This window comes from Yoonia sp. R2-816 (genome assembly GCF_046762905.1).
Taxonomy (GTDB): domain Bacteria; phylum Pseudomonadota; class Alphaproteobacteria; order Rhodobacterales; family Rhodobacteraceae; genus Yoonia.
In genome coordinates this window covers 110,627-131,171 of sequence record NZ_JBKQXN010000182.1, presented here as the reverse complement: position 1 = coordinate 131,171, position 20,545 = coordinate 110,627, and the positions used below count along the sequence as shown (strand labels likewise).

The window sequence follows — 20,545 nt, the reverse complement described above, 5'->3', positions numbered from 1 at the left end:
ATGTCGCTTACCGCTAACTGGTCCTACCCAACCTCCGTCCGCTTCGGCGCCGGGCGCATCGCCGAAATCGCCGATGCCTGTGCCGCCGCCGGGATCAAGAAACCGTTGCTGGTCACCGATCACGGACTGGCCGGGATGGAGATCACAACCCGCACGCTTGATCTGCTTGAGGCCGCAGGGCTTGGCCGTGCGATCTTTGCCGATGTGGACCCTAACCCCAATGAAAAGAACGCCGCCGCAGGGGTGCAAGCCTTCAAGGAAGGCGGGCATGACGGGGTGGTTGCCTTTGGCGGTGGCTCTGGCCTCGACCTTGGCAAGCTGGTGGCGTTCCTGGCCGGTCAGACCCGCCCGCTGTGGGATTTCGAAGACATCGGCGACTGGTGGACACGTGCGGATGCGGACGCCATCGCGCCCATCGTCGCAGTGCCCACCACCGCCGGCACCGGGTCGGAGGTCGGGCGCGCATCGGTGATCACCAATTCCGAAACGGAAGAGAAAAAGATCATCTTCCACCCCAAATTCCTGCCCAGCGTCGTGATCTGCGACCCGGAACTGACCGTCGGGATGCCCGGGTTCATCACCGCAGGCACGGGCCTTGATGCCTTTGCCCATTGTGTTGAGGCGTATTGTTCCCCCCACTACCACCCCATGTCACAAGGCATCGCGCTGGAAGGGATGCGGCTGGTCAAGGAATATCTGCCTCGCGCCTACGCCGACGGCACCGATATCGAGGCGCGCGCGCATATGATGTCCGCCGCCGCCATGGGGGCAACCGCCTTCCAGAAAGGGCTGGGGGCGATCCATGCCCTGTCCCATCCCATCGGGGCCATCCACCACACGCATCACGGGACTACCAACGCGGTTTGCATGCCCGCCGTGCTGCAATTCAACAAACCCGCGATCAACGATATCATCGGACGGGCGGCGGATTATCTGGGCATTGCAGACGGGTTCGACGGGTTCTGCGCCTATGTCGATGACCTGAACGCATCGCTGGGCATTCCGCGTACGCTGGGCGGCATCGGCGTCACCAATCCCGATATCGACCGCATCGTCGCAGGCGCGCTCAAGGATCCCAGCACCGGCGGAAATCCGGTCACGATGACAAAGGAAAACACAACAAAGCTCTTGCTTGCCTGTCTGTAACAGGGCAGCATCACGCCGAAATCGACGTCGGGAGAACCAGTCAATCTGGTGCCGAAGGAGCAACCGCCCCGGAAACTCTCAGGCCCAAGGACCGACGCCGATACGAAGACTCTGGAGAGTGGCACGGAACATGAGGTGCCCGCCGAAGGGATAGCAATCTCAGGCACATGGACAGAGGGGGCATCACGCGTAAAGGGCACACCTTTGCGCCGAAGTGGTGCCGGAAGATATGACTATCTGATCGGCGGGAAGAAAAGAGGCCGCCAATGTCGGATTTGTTGAAAACACCGCTGCATGACCTGCATCTGGAACTGGGTGCCAAGATGGTGCCCTTTGCGGGCTACGACATGCCCGTGCAATATCCGCTTGGCGTGATGAAGGAACATCTGCATACCCGCGCCAAGGCCGGGCTGTTCGATGTCAGCCACATGGGCCAGGTCATCGTCAAAGGCCGCGATTACGCGTCAGCCGCCAGCGCGCTGGAACAACTGATCCCGGTCGATATCCTTGGCCTTGATGAAAACCGCCAACGCTATGGTTTCTTCACCAATGAAACCGGCGGGATCATGGATGACCTGATGCTGGCAAACCGGGGCGATCATGTTTTCGTCGTGGTCAATGCGGCGTGCAAGGCCGCCGATATCGCAAATATGAAATCGCATCTGGAACCGGATGTCACAGTCACCGAAATCACGGACCGCGCCCTGCTTGCCTTGCAGGGGCCGGCGGCCGCGGCGGTGTTGTCCTCCCTCAACCCTGCCGCGGCCGCGATGGCGTTCATGGATGTGGCCACGCTGACGCTGAATGGCGTCGAATGCTGGGTGTCGCGGTCAGGCTATACCGGCGAAGACGGCTTCGAGATTTCAGTCCCGAACGAAAACGCCACCGATCTGGCCCGCGCCCTGCTGGCGCACCCGGATGTTGAACCCATCGGGCTGGGCGCGCGCGACTCGCTCCGGCTCGAGGCCGGGCTGTGCCTTTACGGGCACGATATCGACACCGGCACGACCCCGGTCCAGGCCGCGCTGACATGGGCCATCCAGAAGGTGCGCCGCGCCGGTGGCGACCGCGCTGGCGGGTTTCCGGGGGCCGACGCGATCTTTTCAGAACTGGCCGAAGGGGTCGCGCGCAGACGGGTCGGCCTGCTGCCCGAAGGACGCGCGCCGATGCGCGAGGGCGTGCCGCTCTTCGCGGACACCGACAGCGATGCACAGATCGGCATGATCACCTCGGGCGGGTTCGGCCCGACCGTCGGCGGCCCTGTTGCGATGGGCTATGTCGCCACCGCCAATGCCACACCCGGCGCGACCGTCTACGGGGAGTTGCGGGACAAACGCCTGCCGCTGACCGTGACGAAAATGCCGTTCACACCAGCCAATTTCAAACGGTAAGACCAAGGGAGACCACCAATGAAATATACGTCAGAGCATGAATGGCTGCGCGCCGAAGACGACCTGATCGTCGTCGGCATCACCGAACATGCCACAACCCAGCTGGGCGATATCGTCTTTGTCGAATTGCCAGAGGTGGGAACCACCGTCGTCAAGGACGACGAAATCGTGGTGATCGAAAGCGTCAAGGCCGCGTCCGACATCCTGGCCCCCATCGACGGTGAAGTCGTCGAAGTGAACGATGCACTGGCCGACAATCCGGGCCTCGCCAACGATGACGCCACCGGCGATGGCTGGTTTTTCAAGATCAAACCGTCTGACACGTCCCAGATGGACGAATACATGGACGAAGCCGCCTATAAAGCGATGATCGATTAAGGGACCAACATCATGACCTTTACCCCCACAGACTATCTGCCCTACGACTTTGCCAACCGCCGCCATATCGGCCCGTCACCGGCCGAAATGGCCGAGATGCTGCAGATCGTGGGGGCCAAGGATCTTGATGCCCTGATCGACGACACGCTGCCGCCCGCCATCCGCCAGAAGCAAAAGCTGGATTTTGGCAAGCCCAAATCAGAACGCGAACTGCTGCACCACATGCGGGTCACGGCCTCCAAGAACAAGGTCCTGACCTCGCTCATCGGTCAGGGCTATCACGGGACGGTCACGCCCCCCGCGATCCAGCGCAACATCCTTGAAAACCCGGCCTGGTACACCGCCTATACCCCCTACCAGCCCGAAATTTCCCAAGGGCGCCTTGAGGCGCTGTTGAACTTTCAGACCATGGTCAGCGATCTGACCGGTCTAGAAATCGCCAACGCCTCCCTCCTGGACGAGGCGACAGCCTGCGCCGAGGCGATGACCATGGCGCAGCGGGTATCGAAATCGAAAGTCAAAGGTTTCTTCATCGACGAAAACTGCCACCCGCAGAACATCGCCGTGATGAAAACCCGCGCGGCGCCCCTGGGGATCGAAATCACGGTCGGCAACCCTGATGACATGGATGCCAGCGCCGTCTTTGGCGCGATCTTTCAGTACCCCGGCACATACGGCCATTTGCGTGACTTCACCGATGAAATCGCCAGACTGCATGAAAACAAGGCGATTGGCATCATCTCCGCCGATCCGATGTCACTGACATTGCTTAAGGAACCCGGCGCAATGGGGGCCGATATCGCCGTCGGCACCACCCAGCGTTTCGGTGTACCCGTCGGCTATGGCGGCCCGCACGCGGCCTATATGGCGACGAAACAGGCTTATGCCCGCTCCATGCCGGGCCGCATCGTTGGCGTGTCCATCGACAGCCACGGCAACCGCGCCTACCGGCTATCACTGCAGACCCGCGAACAGCATATCCGCCGGGAAAAGGCGACGTCGAATGTCTGCACTGCACAGGCCCTGCTGGCCGTCATGGCCGGATTCTATGCGGTGTTCCATGGGCCAGAGGGGCTCAAGGCCATCGCCCAGCGCATCCACCGCAAGACCGCGCGGCTGGCCGAAGGCCTCAAACAGGGCGGGTTCGATGTGCGCCCGGCCACATTCTTTGACACGATCACGGTGGATGTCGGCCCGCTGCAGGCTGCGGTGCTGAAATCAGCGGTCGATGAGGGGATCAATCTGCGCGCGGTCGGCAAGACGCAGGTCGGCATCACGCTGGATGAACGCACCCGGCCTGCCACCATCGAAAAGGTCTGGCGCGCCTTCGGTATCGAACGGCAAGACAAAGATTACACACCGCATTACAACATGCCCGACAAGCTGGTCCGCCAAAGCGATTTCCTGACCCATCCGGTGTTTCACATGAACCGGGCCGAGACGGAAATGATGCGCTACATGCGGCGTCTGGCCGACCGCGACCTCGCGCTGGATCGGGCGATGATCCCGCTTGGGTCCTGCACGATGAAGCTGAATTCAGCCGCCGAAATGATGCCTGTCAGCTGGCGCGAGTTTTCATTGCTGCACCCCTACTGCCCTGCCGATCAGGCCGAAGGCTACCGCGAAATGATCGACGATCTGTCGGCCAAGCTTTGCGACATCACCGGCTATGCCGCCATTTCCATGCAGCCCAATTCCGGCGCGCAGGGCGAATATGCCGGGCTTTTGACGATTGCGGGCTATCACCGCGCCAATGGTCAGGGGCACCGCAATGTCTGCCTGATCCCGATGTCCGCCCACGGCACCAACCCGGCCTCGGCCCATATGGTCGGTTGGACGGTTGTCCCTGTAAAATCAGCAGAAAACGGCGATATCGACCTTGATGATTTCCGCGCGAAGGCCGAACTGCACGCTGACAATCTAGCCGGCTGCATGATCACCTATCCGTCCACGCATGGCGTGTTCGAGGAGACGGTGATCGAGGTCTGTCAGATCACCCATGACCATGGCGGGCAGGTCTATATCGACGGGGCGAACATGAACGCGATGGTCGGCCTGTCACGCCCCGGTGATCTGGGCGGCGATGTCAGCCACCTGAACCTTCACAAGACCTTCTGCATCCCCCATGGCGGCGGGGGCCCCGGCATGGGGCCAATTGGGGTCAAGGAGCATCTGGTCCCGCACCTGCCCGGCGATCCCGTCATCGGCGAAGGGGCTGTTTCGGCAGCCGCCTTCGGGTCACCATCGCTTCTGCCGATCTCCTGGGCCTATTGCCTGATGATGGGCGGCGATGGCCTGACACAGGCAACGCGCGTCGCGATCCTGAACGCCAACTACATCGCCAAACGGCTCGAAGGGGCGTTTGACGTGCTCTACAAAGGCCCGACCGGGCGCGTGGCCCATGAATGCATCATCGACACCCGGCCCTTTGCAGACAGTGCAGGTGTGACGGTCGATGACATCGCTAAACGCTTGATAGATTGTGGTTTTCACGCCCCAACGATGAGCTGGCCCGTGGCGGGCACGCTGATGATCGAACCGACGGAATCCGAGAACAAGGCCGAACTTGACCGGTTCTGCGATGCCATGCTAGCGATCCGGGCGGAAATCACCCAGATCGAAAAAGGCGAAATCGACCCCGAAAACAACCCGCTGAAAAACGCCCCGCACACGATGGAGGATCTGGTCAAGGACTGGGACCGCCCCTATAGCCGCGAGGTCGGATGCTTCCCACCCGGCGCGTTCCGGGTCGACAAATACTGGCCGCCGGTCAACCGGGTTGACAACGTCTGGGGCGACCGCAACCTGACCTGCACCTGCCCCCCGATGGAGGATTACGCGCAGGCCGCCGAATGAGCCGGTGCCACCGTGCGGTAGGTGTTGCGCAGCCCCCACCCTACGGTGCTTTTCGTGGTTTTCGGCGAATCATGGGTTAACGCCCTATTTTGCCGGGATATGCGCTGTCGGCATCGCGTCGGATTTGCGTCGGCAAAACGTCGGACCCTTGGGCGACATTTGGCGGGATTAACGGCGCGGGCGGTGGCGTTTGTTAACCGCGCTTAAGATTTAAGGCAGGATGGATATAGACGCCTTCAACAAAGGAAAATGTGATGCCCATATTTACCCTGGACACCGCGAAGACCGACGCCAGCGATGGCGTGGGGCATCCCTGCGGCCCCTACCGCGCATTGCTGTTCAGCGACAGCGGCGGGCTGACCCAGTTCGGTGCGTTCGTGGAAATCCTGCCGCCCGGATCGTCATCCTCGATCAAGCACTGGCACGCGGGCGAGGATGAAATGGTGTATGTGCTGGAAGGGAAAGTCACCCTGCACGAAGGCGACAGTAGCACCGTGATGCACCCCGGCGACGCCGCCACCTTCAAGGCCGGCGACCCAATCGGCCATTGCCTGGAAAACCGCACCGAAACAGAGGTGAAATACCTAGTCATCGGCACCCGATCACCCGGCGACGTGGTCACCTACCCCGACCACGACCGGGTACTGCACTGGAACCGCGCGACACAAAGCCGCCAATGGACGGATCACGCTGGCGCGCCGGCGAAAAGCCCGTATGAGGGCGAATGAGGGCGAATTTGACCTTGTGCCGACAAGCCTGAGACTAAGCCACTCGGCCAGTCTACCGCTGTATCGCAGAGCCGGTTATGTAGGCTTGGAGATTATCGGAAAAAAAGATGAACAATACGCTTCTTAGGGTTACGTCGTCTGCTATCGGGCAGCCCTTTATTCTATTTGGACTAGTAATACTTGTCCTATCGAGTTGCAGGCCCGCTCCTATTTTATCACTTTCACCGGAGATGGAATTTCTTCCTGCGCAAATGGATGATTTTGAGCTTTGCGAGAGTTCTTGTGGATGCACTCAAGGTTTTTCAAAGGCCGATGAGGTTATCAATCTCGAGCAAACCCTGATCTACAAGTCCAGTTCCGCATGCAATTCTGATGGCTTCTGCGAAACAAGTTTTGTCGACAAGCAGGGTCCGAAGTGCGTTTTTTCTACTTTCACCACCCGCAATCCAACAATTGTTTCGGGTTCATTGTCACTTGCCTTGAGATTGAACATATCTCCCGAGGACAATGCCACGCCTCTTTTGTTTGATGCTTACGAGAATGACAGGCGCACGAGTTTCGTAGTTTACGAAAGCGAAAGTGGCCTGCAAACAACCAGAGACTAAGAGAAATATCTATAAATTTCTATTTCTTGGCCACGGCCAACCGGGCACCGGTTTGTCTTTGATCTTCGCCAGTTCCTGTCATGGTCAGGTCAGGTCAGGTCAGGTCAGGCGAGTTAACATTCCAGAATCGACTGTGTCAAACCGGGCCCGCTCACGTCACCCGCCCAGCCCGTTGATACGCGGGATCATCCCAAAGCCTGTTGTCCAGCACATCCGCAAGAACGTCCACCGCCTGCCGCACGTCGCTTTCGTCGATATAAAGCGGGGTGAAGCCGAAGCGCATCACGTTGGGTGCCCGGAAATCGCCGATCACGTCCCGTGCGATCAGGGCTTGCATTGCCGCATAGCCATGTTCGAACGCGAATGACACTTGCGACCCGCGCATCGTCGCGTCGCGCGGGCTGTGCAGGGTCAGGGCGGGGCAGCGGGCCTCGACCTCTGCGATGAAAAGCTCGCACAGGGCGATACTGCGCGCGCGCAGGTGTTGCATATCCACGCCGTCCCAGACCTCCAGCGCGGCCTCCAGCGCTGTCATCTGCAGCACGGGCGGTGTGCCGACCCGCATCCGTTCGATATCGCGCGCCGGGCGATAGGATGTCTCAAAAGCAAAGGGCGCATCGTGCCCCAGCCAGCCGGACAGGGCCGGTCTGATGTCGTCCACGATGTCGGAGCGGGCATAAATGAACGCCGGCGCACCGGGGCCGCCGTTGAGGTATTTATAGGTGCAGCCCACCGCGAATTCGCAGGCGCAGGCGATCAGGTCGACAGGCACTGCGCCAGCGCTATGGGCCAGATCCCACAGCATCACCGCCCCCGCTTCATGCGCCGCCGCAGTGATCGCGGCCATGCCATGCATCCGCCCGGTCCGGTAATCGACCTGCGTGATCATGGCGACGGCGACGTCATCGGTCATGGCACCCGCGACCTCTTCAGGCGCGACAATCCGCAATTCATAGTCGCGATCCAGTTGGGCGATCAGCCCTTCGGCCATATAAAGGTCAGACGGGAAATTGCCGCTATCGGACAGGATCACACGCCTGTCCGGGCGCATCTGCACCGCCGCCGACAGCGCCTGATAGACCTTGATCGACAACGTATCGCCCATCGTGACCGACCCGTCAGGCGCGCCGATCAGGCGGGCCACCATATTGCCCACGCGCATCGGCTGGCCCATCCAATCATCAACGTTCCAGCCCTTGATCAGGTTCTGGCCCCATTCATCAGTCACCATGGCGGACAGCCGGTCATGCACCCCTTTGGGCAAGGGCCCCAGTGAATTACCATCGAGATAGATCATCCCATCGGGCAGGACGAATTTCTCCTTGATCGGCAGGGTCACACCAACATCTTTCATCATAACCGCCCTCGCATGTTCCAGAGTTCTGGGAAAAGCTCGACCTCGAGCATCTTACGTAGGTATTTCACACCGGATGTCCCCCCGGTGCCCCGTTTGAAGCCGATGATCCGTTCGACGGTTGTGACGTGATTGAAGCGCCAGCGTCTGAAGTAATCCTCCAGGTCGACCAGCTTCTCGGCCAGTTCATAAAGGGTCCAGTGATCGCGGGGCGACTGGTAAATCGTGGTCCAGGCGGCCATCACCGCGTTGTCATGCTGATGCGGCTGGTCCATGCGGTAAATCTTTGGGTCAAAACGGGTGTCGAGCCGCGCTGCAAGCTTGTCCAGCACCACGTGATAAAGCGACCGGGTCCGCAATTCCTGTTCCAGCATGTGATGCAGTTCGGGCCGGTGTTCATGGACTTTCAGCATGGCCCGGTTGCGATTGCCCAGGATGAATTCGATCAGGCGATACTGGTGCGACTGAAACCCCGATGACGCGCCCAGCTTGTCCCGAAAGGCGGTGTATTCGCTGGGGGTCATGGTGCGCAGCACGTCCCAGGCATTGTTCAACTGGTCAAAAATGCGCGAGACGCGGGTCAGCATCTTGAAGGCCGGCTGAAAATCATCAGCGATCAGGGCGGTGCGGGCACTGGATAACTCATGCAGGGCCAGCCGCATCCACAACTCGGACGTCTGGTGCTGGATGATGAACAGCATCTCGTCATGGGCGTCGGACAGCCGGTTCTGTGCCCCGAGAATTGGATCAAGCGACAGGTAATCGGCGTAGCTCATGTCGCGGGCAAAGGACATTTGCGCGCCGTCCCCCGCCGGATCATAGGCGTCGGTCACGCGCTGGCCTCGTTTGTGGGGTGCCGCAGGAGGGTGCCGACCGGCGTTTCAGCGGGCAGCAGTTGTATCAGTTCCTCAAAAGCCTGGATCGACAGGTTGGCATGCGCGCGGAACAGCTCTGCGGCGGCATCGGTATCGCGCGCCAGTGCTGCATCGTGCAGTGCGGTGTGCGGGGCCAATTCCATTGCCTTGGAAAATGTTGCCGCTGCGGTCGACGCCTGTGCTGGCTGCGTGACTGACATTTCCCGCAGACCATTCTGGATGAACAGATGATAGCGCCCCAGCTGATCGCCCAACTGGTCACAGAAACGGTGCATCCAGACCGAAGGCGCGCCGCTGATCAACGCCCGGTGAAACGCCTCGTGCCGCTTGGTCCATTGCGCCAGATCCTCGGGCGCCTGCAGGACAGAGGGAAACGGTGTTTTGGATAAATGGTGGTAGGACCCCACAACCGCCGCTTCCCACGTGTCGCTGCCTTGTCTGATGGAGTCGACGAAAAGCGCGCCTTCGATGGCATTGCGCGCCTGTTCGAGGTCAAGCAGGTCAGCACGCGACAGCGGGGCCACGCGAAACCCCTTGTTATGTTCGATCACCACCAGCTTTTCCGTGGTCAGCCGGTTGAGGCATTCACGCAGCGGCGTCAGCCCGATCCGATACCGCTCTGACAGGGTTGGCAAACGCAGCGGCGCCCCCGGTTCGAGATCAAGCGAAAGAATATCCTGGCGGACCGTCTGATAAAGACTATCTGATTTAGAACGGGTCGTGGGCATGGTGATTCACCTATTTTCGTATTTGATATTATTTATTAGATACGAAAAAGCAAATCATATATGATTTTGCGGATAGCTGTATGGCAATTTTCGGTACACTTGCGACCGCCATCACCAGACCAAGACAGAGGCGGGACCATGCATCAGACCTGGCGCTGGTTCGGACCAGCCGATCCCATCGCTATCCAGGACCATTTGCAGATCGGTTTGTAGGCCGTTGTGCCCGCGCTGCATCATATCCCAACCGACCACGTACGGACCGCATAATGAACGCCGTTGACAGCCCCGCAAACGGTATCACGTTCTGCATCGGGGCGGGATGCCGGGCTATCCACTGATCGGGCGGATGCGCGGGCTGGCCGAACTGCGCGGGATCATGGCGGCCCTGTCCTAGCCCAAAGGCGACAAATCGGGGCTACCAATCGTCGTTATGCGCCAAATGAAATCGCCCGCTTGCACGCATAATGGCAGCGTTCTTTTAGTGCGGGAGGTTGCCCCATGAACAAACACGATCCGCTTGCTTCGGTCATGACGCCCGTCAATGTCGCCAATGGCCTGCCCAATGCGCATTACATCGACCCAGACGTTTTCGAGGCTGAAAAACACGCCGTCCTGTTCCGGAACTGGGCCGGGATCGGGTTTGAAAAGGACGTGCCTGAACCGGGCGATGCAATGCCGGTCAGTTTTGTCGGCATGCCCTTGCTGATCCTGCGTGACCGCAGCGGCGAAGTTGGCGTTTTCCAGAATACTTGCCGGCACCGGGGCATGATCCTCGTCGACAAACCCGGCAAGATCAGGGGCGCGATCCGCTGCCCCTATCACAGCTGGTGTTATGATCTGGACGGCACGCTGAAATCCACGCCGCATGTGGGCGGGCCGGGGCAGAACAGGCATGATGATATCGACATGGCCGCCTTGGGCCTGATCCCGATCCGGTCCTACATCTGGCAAGGTGTCGTCTTTGCCAATATCGACGGCACCGCCCCGGATTTCGAGGTCGCCCATGCCCATCTGCTGGATCGCTGGCGCGAATTCGACCAGCCCCTGCATCTGGGCGGCGATGTGTCCTGTTTCACGCTGGATGTGCAGACCAACTGGAAACTCGCGGTCGAGAATTACTGCGAAAGCTATCACCTGCCATGGGTCCATCCCGGCCTGAACAGCTATTCCCGGCTCGAGGATCATTACAATATCGAGGAACCCGGCCTTTATTCCGGTCAAGGGACGCTAGTCTATCGCCAGTTGAAAGGCGATAAGGGCGAGGTGATGCCGGATTTCCCCGACCTCAGCGAAAAATGGAACGAGGGCGGGGAATATGTCGCGATCTATCCCAACGTCCTGCTGGGCGTGCAGCGCGACCATACCTTTGCCATCGTGCTGGAACCGCAGGGCTGTGAAAAGACGGTCGAACATATCGCGATCTTCTATGCCGTGCCCCCCGCCGACACGCCGGACCTTGACGCCCTTCGCGCCAAGAACGCAACCCAATGGCGCGGTGTCTTCGAAGAAGATGTGTTCGTCGTCGAAGGCATGCAAAAGGGGCGGCACGGCCTGCATTTCGATGGCGGTCGGTTTTCCCCGGTGATGGATGGCCCAACCCATAACTTCCATCATTGGGTGGCCAGCCAGATGACAGCCGGACGCTGACAATCGTGGATCGCGCCACGCTGGACGCCGGTCTGCTACAGGCCCATGCCGACCATGACTTGCCGGGGCTTATCACCCTCTACACGCAAGCCGCCGATCAGGCCGAGGCTGCGGGCGACATCAACGCCGCCTGCTTCTTCCTGACCCATGCCTTCGTTTTCGCGCTTGAGGATGGCGCGCCCGAAACCATCCCCCTGAACCAACGGCTTGTCACCCATGGCCGCGCCCACCCGATCACAGGACCCCGCCATGACTGACACCCTGCCCACCACCGCCCGCGCCGTCGTCATCGGCGGTGGGGTCATCGGCTGTTCGATCCTGTACCATCTGGCCAAACTCGGCTGGTCCGATGTCGTCCTGCTGGAACGCGATGAACTGACATCCGGCTCCACCTGGCATGCCGCCGCCAATATCCACGGGCTGCATGACAGCACCAATGTCAGCCGGATCCAGCACTACACCATGAACCTCTATAAAGAACTGGAGCAGGAAACCGGCCAGGGCTGCGGCGTGTTCCAGCCCGGATCGCTTTATCTGGCGCAGACCGAAGCGCGCGAACACCAGCTTCGTCTGCAGGCGGCCAAGGCGAAGCTTTACGGTATGAATTTCCACGAAATCAGCATCGCAGAGGCGCGCGAGTTGCACCCGCTGGTCAATTTCGATGGCATCCGCTGCGTGATGTACGAGCCCGATGGCGGCAACGTAGACCCGTCCGGCGTTACGCAGGCCTATGCCGCGGGCGCCCGCCAGCGCGGCGCGCAGATCCACCGCTTCACGCCCGTCACCGGGACGGTGGCCCAGCCCGATGGCAGCTGGATCGTGCAAACCCCACGCGGTGACATTCACACCGAATGGGTGGTCAATGCAGCAGGGCTATGGGGGCGCGAGGTGGCGGCGCTGGCCGGTCTGCAACTGCCCCTGCAACCGACAGAACATCAGTATTTCGTCACAGAAACCATCCCTGAAATCGCTGCCATGGACCGCCGCCTGCCCTCGGTCAGCGACCGGGACGGCGAATACTATCTCCGGCAGGAGGGCAAAGGCCTGCTGGTCGGCGCCTATGAACGCGACATGCAGTTCTGGGCCGAAGACGGCACACCGCTTGATTTCGCACATGACCTCTTCCCCGACGATCTGGACCGGATCGAGGAAAACATGATGAACGCGATTGAGCGGGTGCCGGCGGTGGGCGAGGCCGGGATCAAGCGGGTGATCAACGGCCCGATGATCTGGTCCCCCGACGCCAATGTGCTGTTCGGCCCGGTCCCGGAACTGCATAACTACTTCTGCTGCAACGGCATCATCCCCGGCTTTTCCCAATCCGGCGGTATGGGCCTTCTGGCTGCCCAATGGATCATTGAGGGCGAGACGCAGTATGACATGTTCGGCTGGGATGTTGCCCGGTTCGACGCCTGGGCGGGCAAGGCCTTCACCAAGGCGCGCGTCGCCGATCAGTACGCCCACCGCTTTGCTATCCATTTCCCGAACGAAGAACGCAGCGCAGGCCGCCCTGCCCGCACCCGCCCGGTCTATGACATGCAGCGGGATAGGCGCGCGGTCTTTGGCCTGAATGCTGGCTGGGAACACCCGTTGTGGTTCGCCGACATGCCCGGCGCGACCGAAACCAACGGCTTTACCCGGCAGAACTGGTGGGAACCGGTGGGTGCCGAATGCCGGATGCTGCGGGACCGGGCCGGGATCATCGATATCTCGAATTTCGCCAAATACATCTGCAAGGGGCCGGGTGCCGAAGACTGGCTGAACGCCGTCTACGCCAATACCATGCCCCGCGCAGTCGGGCGGTCCTGCCTGACGCCCTTGATCAGCAAACGCGGCGGGATCGCTGGCGATTTTACCGTGACCCGGACTGAGGAGGATACATTCTGGATCATCGGCTCCGGCATGGCCGAACGCTATCATAAACGTTTCTTCAAACAGGTCCCCCTGCCCGATGGGACAACATTCGAAAGCCAGACCAGTGCGATCTGCGGCTTCAACGTGGCGGGTCCTGCGTCCCGCGATCTGTTGCAGCGGCTGACGAACACATCGCTCGCCACCGCAGATTTTCCGTTCATGCGATCCAGAACCATTGAGCTTGCCGGGGTTGAGGTGTTGGCGCTGCGTGTGTCGTTCACCGGCGATCTGGGATGGGAGTTGCATTGCAAGGCCGACGATCAGATGACGCTTTATGCGGCCTTGCTGGACGCGGGGCAGCAGTTTGGCGCAGGTCCAGTGGGCAGCCGCGCCCTGATGTCGCTGAGGATCGAAAAAGGCTACGGATCATGGTCCCGCGAGTATTCCCCCGAATACTGGCCGCAGGAGGTCGGGCTGGACCGGCTGTGCAAGCTGGATAAGGATTTCCTGAACAAGGAGGCCGCGGTCAGGGTTCTGCGATACCCAGCCCGCGAGCGTCTTGTCATTCTGGAACTGGACGCTGATGACGTGAACCGCTCAAACGCGGAAGCCACGGGGGGCGAGCCGATTTTCAAGGATGGCAAGGGCATCGGGCGGGTGACGTCGGGCACCTATGGGTACACGGTTGATCAAAGCCTGGCGCTTGGTTTTGTCAGGGATGCCGGGCCGGGCGATGTGGTAGAGGTCATGGTGCTGGGTCAGCCCCACAAGGCCACGATCCTTGCCGCCCCGCCATTCGACCCCGAGGGGCGCAGGCTGCGCGCCTGAGCCCCCGATATTCAGCCTGGCTTACGCGTCTGCCGTGATTGCAGCGACATGGCGTTCGAGATTGTCCAGACCACCACCCCAGCCCTGTTTGAAGTCTTCGAGCGTTTCGGGTCCTGAGAATGAGGAGACCGCAACCGTGACCCCAAGTTCGGTTCCCGGCCCGGCGGCTGTCAGACTGTAAGTCACAAGACTGGTGCAAATCGGCTCACCCCCGATGATCAGGGTTTCGGTGAACACGGCCCGTTCCGGCCCGGTCAGGTCATACCACCGGGTTTCGACCACGAATTCCGGCGCGTCGGCAGGCCCGCAACGGTGCCGATCCTGCCCACCTACGCGCAGATCGGCGGCATCGACCACCAGAACGGTTTCGGCGTCCGGCCCGCCCCACTTTTCGCGATGCTTGGGGTCGGTCATGACCTCCCACAATTTTTCGGGTTTCAGGGGTAAACTGCGATGAAGATCAAAGGTGGTTGTATCAAGTGCCATCGTTCTGGTCCTTTTGTGAGATTTCATGGGCAAGCGCCGCAAGACCATCCAGCCGGTTTTCCCAAATCTCGCGCTGCCAGGCGAGCCAGCCCTGCGCTTCGATCAGCGGGGCTGCCTCGATATGGCAGGTGCGCACGCGCCCTTTCTTGACGGACCGGACGATGCCGGTGTCCTCCAGCACCTTGAGGTGGCGCATGAAGGTGGGCAGCGCCATTTTGTGCGGCTTGTGCAATTCGCTGACGCTGGCAGGACCCGAGGCGAGCCGTTCGATAACGGCCCGGCGGGTGGGGTCGGCCATGGCGCCGAAGAAGGAATCAAGTTGGTTAGCCATGTTGCTAAGTATTGATGCAAAGCTGACAGCTGTCAATACAGTTAGCAAAGATACTAAGTTTTAACCGCAACTGCCTGCCTACGGCTTTGAAAATAGGGCATCCTGCATCCCCGGCAGCCAGTCGCGTGTCTGCTGATCAAAGATTGCGAAGTTTCCGGCGAACCCCCAATGGCACCAGCCGATCCCATGCGCCTCAGCCTCTTGCCGGACCGTTTTGGTCCAGTCCGCCCGATCGCTGGCGTCCGTCTCGATCGTCACGCCGAATTCACCCAGCAGCATCGGCAGGCCATATTGGGCGGCCTCCGCAATATATCCCCGCACCACAGCGCGGTCATCATCCGACCCCCACCCCATGGCCGGTGGCGGGTCGGCCAGCCAGCTTGCCTGTTGATGCGTAAACTCCCACGGTCCATAGAAGTGAAACGACAGAACCGTGCGGTCATCAAACCGGGGCAGTTCGGGCAAGGCGCTGATATTGGCCCAATAGCCACCTTCGATGATCACCCAGCGGTCCGGGCTTTCGGCGCGGATCACGGGCATCAGGCTGCGAAACAGGGATACCGCCCGATCCGTCGATAGCTGATCATGCGGTTCATTCAGTAGCTCGAATATCAGCCGGTCATCATAATCGGCATAGCGCATCGCCAATTCGATCCAGATTGCCTGAAACTCCGCCGTGTGCGTGGACGGGTCCGCCATCAGAGCGTCGAAATGATGCAGATCCAGAATGATATTCAGATCGGCGGCCAGCGCCCAGCCGATCACCGCATCGACCCGCGCCAGAAAACTGGGGGCGATCTGTCCGTTCCAATGGGCGTCAAAGCGTACTGGCAGCCGGATCGTGTCGAACCCCTGTGCGGCGATCCATTCAATGTCAGGGCGGCTGATCCGGTAGCCCCAGTCGCCTTCGTTCGGGGCCTCAAGCGCCTGATCCAGATTGACACAGCGCGCCACCGGAAAGCTGTCCGCCATCACCGGTGCCGCCCAAAGCGCCAAGAACAACGCGCGCCACATCGCAAATCCCCCATTGCCATCTTGTAGACTGCCACACATCAGATACCCTGAAAAGCATGAGCACATCCCCCCGATTCATTCACCTGCGCGTCCACACCGAATATTCGCTGCTTGAGGGCGCGATTCCGATCAAGAAACTGCCCGGCCTCGCCGCCGGAATGGGCATGCCCGCCGTCGCCGTGACCGACAGCAACAACATGTTCTGCGCGCTGGAATTTTCCGAAGGCGCGTCAAAGGCCGGCATCCAGCCGATTATCGGCTGTCAGGTCGATGTCGGCTACACGACCCCCGAACCGGGCAAACGCCCTGAAAACCCCGCCCCCATCGTGCTTCTGGCCCAGAACGAAGCGGGCTACATGAACCTGATGAAGCTGAATTCCTGCGCCTATCTGGATGCCGAAGGCCAGTTGCCGCAGGTCACGGTTGATGAACTCGACCGCTACAGTGCCGGTCTGATCTGCCTTTCCGGCGGCCCGGACGGCCCCATCGGGCGGTTGTTGTGCCAAGGCCAGCGGCCCAAGGCCGAGGCGCTGATGGACCGGCTCGCCGCGATCTATCCCGACCGGCTCTATGTCGAACTGCAACGTCATCCCGGCGACGGCCTGCCAGAAGCAGAGCGTCTGTCGGAACGCGGCCATATCGAAATGGCCTATGCCAAGGGGTTGCCGCTGGTCGCCACCAACGACGCCTATTTCCCGAAAACCGAACTTTACGAAGCACATGACGCCCTGATCTGCATCGCCGAAGGCGCCTATGTCGATCAGCAGGAGGCACGGCGCAGGCTGACCCCGCAGCATTACTTCAAATCGCCGCAGGAAATGGCGACGCTCTTTGCCGATCTGCCGGAGGCAATCGAAAACACCGTCGAAATCGCGCGCCGCTGTGCGTTCAAGGCCTATAAACGCGACCCGATCCTGCCGAAATTCGCAGATGATGAGGTCGCGGAACTGCGGCGTCAGGCGCAAGAGGGGCTCAAGGCCCGCCTTGCCGTCATCCCCCACGCCGCCCCGGTGGAGGACTACGAAAAGCGGCTGGAATTCGAACTTGGGATTATCGAAGGCATGGGTTTTCCCGGCTACTTCCTGATCGTGGCCGACTTCATCAAATGGGCCAAGGATAACGACATCCCTGTCGGGCCCGGTCGTGGCTCTGGTGCTGGCTCGCTCGTCGCTTACGCCCTGCTGATCACCGACCTTGACCCCCTGCGCTATTCCCTGCTGTTCGAACGGTTCCTGAACCCCGAACGTGTGTCGATGCCCGATTTCGACATCGATTTCTGCATGGACCGGCGCGAGGAAGTGATCCGCTACGTCCAGGATAAATACGGACGCGACAAGGTGGGCCAGATCATCACCTTCGGCGCGCTTCTGTCCAAGGCCGCGGTCCGCGATGTGGGCCGCGTCTTGCAGATGCCTTACGGACAGGTGGACCGGCTGTCAAAAATGATCCCTGTCGAAGGCGTCAAACCCGTCAGCATTGAAAAGGCGCTGGCCGATGAACCGCGCCTGCGCGAAGAAGCCAAGAATGAAGAGGTCGTGGACCGCCTGCTGACCTACGCCCAACAGGTCGAGGGGCTGTTGCGCAACGCCTCCACCCACGCCGCCGGTGTGGTGATCGGTGACCGCCCGCTGGACGAACTGGTCCCGCTGTATCAGGATCCGCGGTCCGACATGCCCGCCACCCAGTTCAACATGAAGTGGGTCGAACAGGCCGGACTGGTCAAATTCGACTTTCTGGGGCTAAAGACGCTGACGGTGATCCAGAACGCGGTGGACCTGATCCAGAAGGCGGGGCGCCCGCTGAATATCGCAGCCGATGGCACACAGCTTTATGAGGCACCGGAAGGGTTCGAATACGACATCGGGGCGATCCCGCTGGACGACGAAAAATCCTATGCGCTCTATTCCTCGGCCAAAACGGTCGCCGTGTTCCAGGTGGAATCCAGCGGCATGATGGACGCGCTCAAGCGGATGAAGCCGACCTGTATCGAAGACATCGTGGCCCTCGTGGCACTCTACCGTCCCGGCCCAATGGAAAACATCCCCACCTATTGCGAGGTCAAGAACGGCTTGCGGGAACTGGAATCGATCCACCCGTCAATCGACCACATTTTGAAGGAAACCCAAGGCATCATCGTCTATCAGGAACAGGTGATGGAAATCGCGCAGGTCATGGCAGGCTACAGCCTTGGCGGGGCCGACCTGCTGCGCCGCGCGATGGGTAAAAAGATCGCCGAAGAGATGGCGAAGGAACGCCCCAAATTCGAAGCCGGGGCCAAGGCCAACGGGGTCGAGCCTAAAAAGGCACGCAAGGTTTTCGACCTTCTGGAAAAATTCGCCAATTACGGTTTCAACAAATCGCACGCCGCCGCATATGCGGTCGTCAGTTACCAAACCGCATGGCTCAAGGCGAACCACCCGGTCGAATTCATGGCCGGGGTCATGAACTGCGATATCCACCTGACCGACAAGCTGGGCGTCTATTTCCAGGAGGTCAAGAAAGGGCTGGGGCTGGATTACATCCCGCCTTGCGTCAACCGGTCGATGGCGACGTTCGATGTGCATGACGGCAAGCTGGTCTATGCCCTTGGCGCGTTGAAAAACGTCGGCGTCGAGGCGATGAAACTGATCGTCGAGGGGCGGGACCGGGCAGCACCGCACAAACCCTTCGTCAACCTTTTTGATTTCGCCCGGCGGGTCGATCTGAAACGCATCGGAAAGCGGCCACTGGAAATGCTCGCCCGCGCCGGGGCCTTCGACGTGCTCGACCCGAACCGGCGCCGTGTGTTCAACAGCCTTGATGCGCTGACAGCCTATTCCGCCGCAATCCACGATCAGAAATCATCCGATCAGGTGTCCCTGTTCGGTGACGCTGGCGAAGACCTGCCCGAACCGCGCCTGATGGGCGGCGATGACTGGCTGCCCGCCGAACGACTGGCCGAGGAATTCAAGGCCATCGGCTTCTACCTGTCCGGTCACCCGCTCGACGACTACATGGGCGCGCTCAAGCGCAAACAGGTGATGACACTGGACGAGGTCACGGCCCGCGCCGAAAAAGGGGCAGCCATCGTCAAGATGGCAGGCACCGTCAGCGGGCGACAGGAACGCAAATCGGCACGCGGCAACCGCTTTGCCTTTGTTCAACTGTCCGACCCGACCGGCCAATACGAGGTCACGATGTTTTCCGACACGCTGGAGGCGTCACGCGAGTTCCTTGAAACCGGCGCGCAGATCGTCCTGCAATGCGAGGCCACGATGGAGGCCGATCAGCTCAAACTGCTCGGGCGCTCCGTCTCACCCATCGACACGATCGTGGCGGATGCGGGTGGTGCGGGCTTGCGTGTCTTCATCGATGCGCCCGACGCCATCGGGTCGGTCGCCAGCATTCTGGAAAACGCCGCCCGCGACGGGGTCCGTGCCGGGCGCGGGCCGGTCTATTTCTGCCTGATGGGCGATGACCTGCCCGGCGAAGTAGAGCTTGATCTGGGGCAGGATTTTCCGGTGAACCCGCAGATCAAAGGGGCCTTGCGCAGCCTAAGTGGCGTGATCGAGGTGGAGGACGCCTGAGTACGGCGCGTTGTCGCAGGCCGCGCGCCACTATGGACGCGAGGCCCGGTCTTCGTTATCGCGATGCAATAGAAAACATTGGGATATTCAAATGTATCGCGCAAGCCTCGCCGCCTTCACGGCATTGATGCTGTCAGGCTGCATTGATCCTGCCGGGGTCGATGGCATGGGTGCCGGTCAAACCAGCTTTGGCTTTGCCGATACTGCGGTAGCGGCGGATGCGGTGCCTTTTGGCCAACTGGCCCGCAACTGCACAATCCGGAAACGCGACATGGGCGCCCGCGTGGGTACTGCATCCGGCTATGATGTTTACGACACCGCCCCCGACACGATCCAACCCAGAACGCATTTCCTGACCGGCTTTGGTGATGGCTGCGCGCGGCAGTTCACCGGCGCCTTGGTGATTTTCGGCGATATCGGCACGCATGAAATCGTCCGCTACGCCGATGTCGGGTTGGACCAGCCCTACACCCCCACCGACGACGCGTATGAGGCGATCAAGGCGTCATATTGCCGGGTCGGGCGCAGCGAACCCTGCGGCAGGTCGATCAATCGGCTGGCAAGGACGACCAGTTTCGTCACCATCTACAACAGCTTTGCCGACAACGCGGCATGGATGGATATCCTGCTGCACAAGGGCGATGTCGCCGCCACTGACGTCAACCGCTAGCCGCGCTGCGCGCATAAATCCGGCCTCGGGGCGGCAAAACACTTGCAAATCCGGCCCCGTCCCGCTTTTCTTGGGCGAACAGAGGGGC

General features: G+C 60.7%; 17 protein-coding genes and 1 riboswitch. Of the genes, 11 read left to right on the top strand and 6 right to left on the bottom strand.

Going from position 1 to position 20,545, the window contains the following annotated elements:
- From ACFWW2_RS08675 to ACFWW2_RS08650, 6 genes are all read left to right on the top strand, one after another.
- Positions 1–1,146, top strand: a complete 1,146-nt coding sequence (locus ACFWW2_RS08675) for an iron-containing alcohol dehydrogenase (RefSeq protein WP_393927577.1) — start codon at positions 1–3, stop codon at positions 1,144–1,146.
- A gap of 18 nt (positions 1,147–1,164) precedes the next feature.
- A riboswitch (glycine riboswitch) is annotated at positions 1,165–1,250 on the top strand.
- Between the two features lie 162 nt (positions 1,251–1,412).
- Positions 1,413–2,537 carry a glycine cleavage system aminomethyltransferase GcvT gene (gcvT, locus tag ACFWW2_RS08670; RefSeq protein ID WP_393927576.1) on the top strand — a complete coding sequence of 375 codons (1,125 nt, stop codon included), beginning with the start codon at positions 1,413–1,415 and terminating at the stop codon, positions 2,535–2,537.
- Between the two features lie 18 nt (positions 2,538–2,555).
- Complete coding sequence (gene gcvH, locus ACFWW2_RS08665) at positions 2,556–2,915, top strand: glycine cleavage system protein GcvH (protein WP_393927575.1); 360 nt, start codon at positions 2,556–2,558, stop codon at positions 2,913–2,915.
- A gap of 12 nt (positions 2,916–2,927) precedes the next feature.
- Positions 2,928–5,771 carry an aminomethyl-transferring glycine dehydrogenase gene (gene gcvP, locus ACFWW2_RS08660; RefSeq protein WP_393927574.1) on the top strand — a complete coding sequence of 948 codons (2,844 nt, stop codon included), beginning with the start codon at positions 2,928–2,930 and terminating at the stop codon, positions 5,769–5,771.
- A 254-nt stretch (positions 5,772–6,025) separates the two neighbouring features.
- Entirely contained in the window at positions 6,026–6,499 is a 474-nt protein-coding gene (locus ACFWW2_RS08655; RefSeq protein ID WP_393927573.1) for a cupin domain-containing protein, read from the top strand.
- A 107-nt stretch (positions 6,500–6,606) separates the two neighbouring features.
- Positions 6,607–7,104 (top strand): hypothetical protein, encoded by a 498-nt coding sequence (locus ACFWW2_RS08650; RefSeq protein WP_393927572.1) that lies wholly within the window; start codon positions 6,607–6,609, stop codon positions 7,102–7,104.
- 151 nt (positions 7,105–7,255) lie between these two features.
- On the opposite strand, the gene kynU is transcribed toward ACFWW2_RS08650, so the two are convergent.
- From kynU to ACFWW2_RS08635, 3 genes are read right to left on the bottom strand one after another with little or no spacing between them, the layout of a single operon-like run.
- The gene (gene kynU / locus ACFWW2_RS08645) at positions 7,256–8,458 is read right to left on the bottom strand and encodes a kynureninase (protein ID WP_393927571.1); all 1,203 of its coding nucleotides are present in this window, start codon (positions 8,456–8,458) and stop codon (positions 7,256–7,258) included.
- Complete coding sequence (locus ACFWW2_RS08640) at positions 8,458–9,291, bottom strand: tryptophan 2,3-dioxygenase (protein ID WP_393927570.1); 834 nt, start codon at positions 9,289–9,291, stop codon at positions 8,458–8,460. The genes kynU and ACFWW2_RS08640 overlap by 1 nt, the downstream gene beginning before the upstream one ends.
- The gene (locus ACFWW2_RS08635) at positions 9,288–10,061 is read right to left on the bottom strand and encodes a GntR family transcriptional regulator (RefSeq protein ID WP_393927569.1); all 774 of its coding nucleotides are present in this window, start codon (positions 10,059–10,061) and stop codon (positions 9,288–9,290) included. Before ACFWW2_RS08635 ends, ACFWW2_RS08640 begins: the two co-directional genes overlap by 4 nt.
- A 498-nt stretch (positions 10,062–10,559) precedes the next feature.
- Between ACFWW2_RS08635 and ACFWW2_RS08630 the strand changes: the two genes are divergently transcribed.
- From ACFWW2_RS08630 to ACFWW2_RS08620, 3 genes are read left to right on the top strand one after another with little or no spacing between them, the layout of a single operon-like run.
- Positions 10,560–11,708: an aromatic ring-hydroxylating oxygenase subunit alpha gene (locus tag ACFWW2_RS08630; RefSeq protein ID WP_393927568.1), complete on the top strand. Its 1,149-nt coding sequence runs from the start codon at positions 10,560–10,562 to the stop codon at positions 11,706–11,708.
- Entirely contained in the window at positions 11,675–11,965 is a 291-nt protein-coding gene (locus tag ACFWW2_RS08625; protein ID WP_393927567.1) for a hypothetical protein, read from the top strand. The genes ACFWW2_RS08630 and ACFWW2_RS08625 overlap by 34 nt, the downstream gene beginning before the upstream one ends.
- Positions 11,966–11,969: 4 nt before the next feature.
- Positions 11,970–14,390, top strand: coding sequence for an FAD-dependent oxidoreductase (locus ACFWW2_RS08620; protein WP_393927758.1), 2,421 nt, complete (start codon positions 11,970–11,972; stop codon positions 14,388–14,390).
- Between the two features lie 21 nt (positions 14,391–14,411).
- Here the strand turns inward: ACFWW2_RS08620 and ACFWW2_RS08615 are convergent, their stop codons facing one another.
- From ACFWW2_RS08615 to ACFWW2_RS08605, 3 genes are all read right to left on the bottom strand, one after another.
- Entirely contained in the window at positions 14,412–14,876 is a 465-nt protein-coding gene (locus tag ACFWW2_RS08615) for an SRPBCC family protein (RefSeq protein ID WP_393927566.1), read from the bottom strand.
- The gene (locus ACFWW2_RS08610) at positions 14,866–15,207 is read right to left on the bottom strand and encodes an ArsR/SmtB family transcription factor (RefSeq protein WP_393927565.1); all 342 of its coding nucleotides are present in this window, start codon (positions 15,205–15,207) and stop codon (positions 14,866–14,868) included. Before ACFWW2_RS08610 ends, ACFWW2_RS08615 begins: the two co-directional genes overlap by 11 nt.
- 78 nt (positions 15,208–15,285) lie before the next feature.
- Entirely contained in the window at positions 15,286–16,221 is a 936-nt protein-coding gene (locus tag ACFWW2_RS08605) for a glycoside hydrolase family 5 protein (protein ID WP_393927564.1), read from the bottom strand.
- 56 nt (positions 16,222–16,277) lie between these two features.
- Between ACFWW2_RS08605 and dnaE the strand changes: the two genes are divergently transcribed.
- Positions 16,278–19,787, top strand: a complete 3,510-nt coding sequence (gene dnaE, locus ACFWW2_RS08600) for a DNA polymerase III subunit alpha (RefSeq protein ID WP_393927563.1) — start codon at positions 16,278–16,280, stop codon at positions 19,785–19,787.
- A gap of 91 nt (positions 19,788–19,878) precedes the next feature.
- Positions 19,879–20,457 (top strand): hypothetical protein, encoded by a 579-nt coding sequence (locus ACFWW2_RS08595; RefSeq protein ID WP_393927562.1) that lies wholly within the window; start codon positions 19,879–19,881, stop codon positions 20,455–20,457.
- The last annotated feature ends 88 nt before the right edge of the window (positions 20,458–20,545 follow it).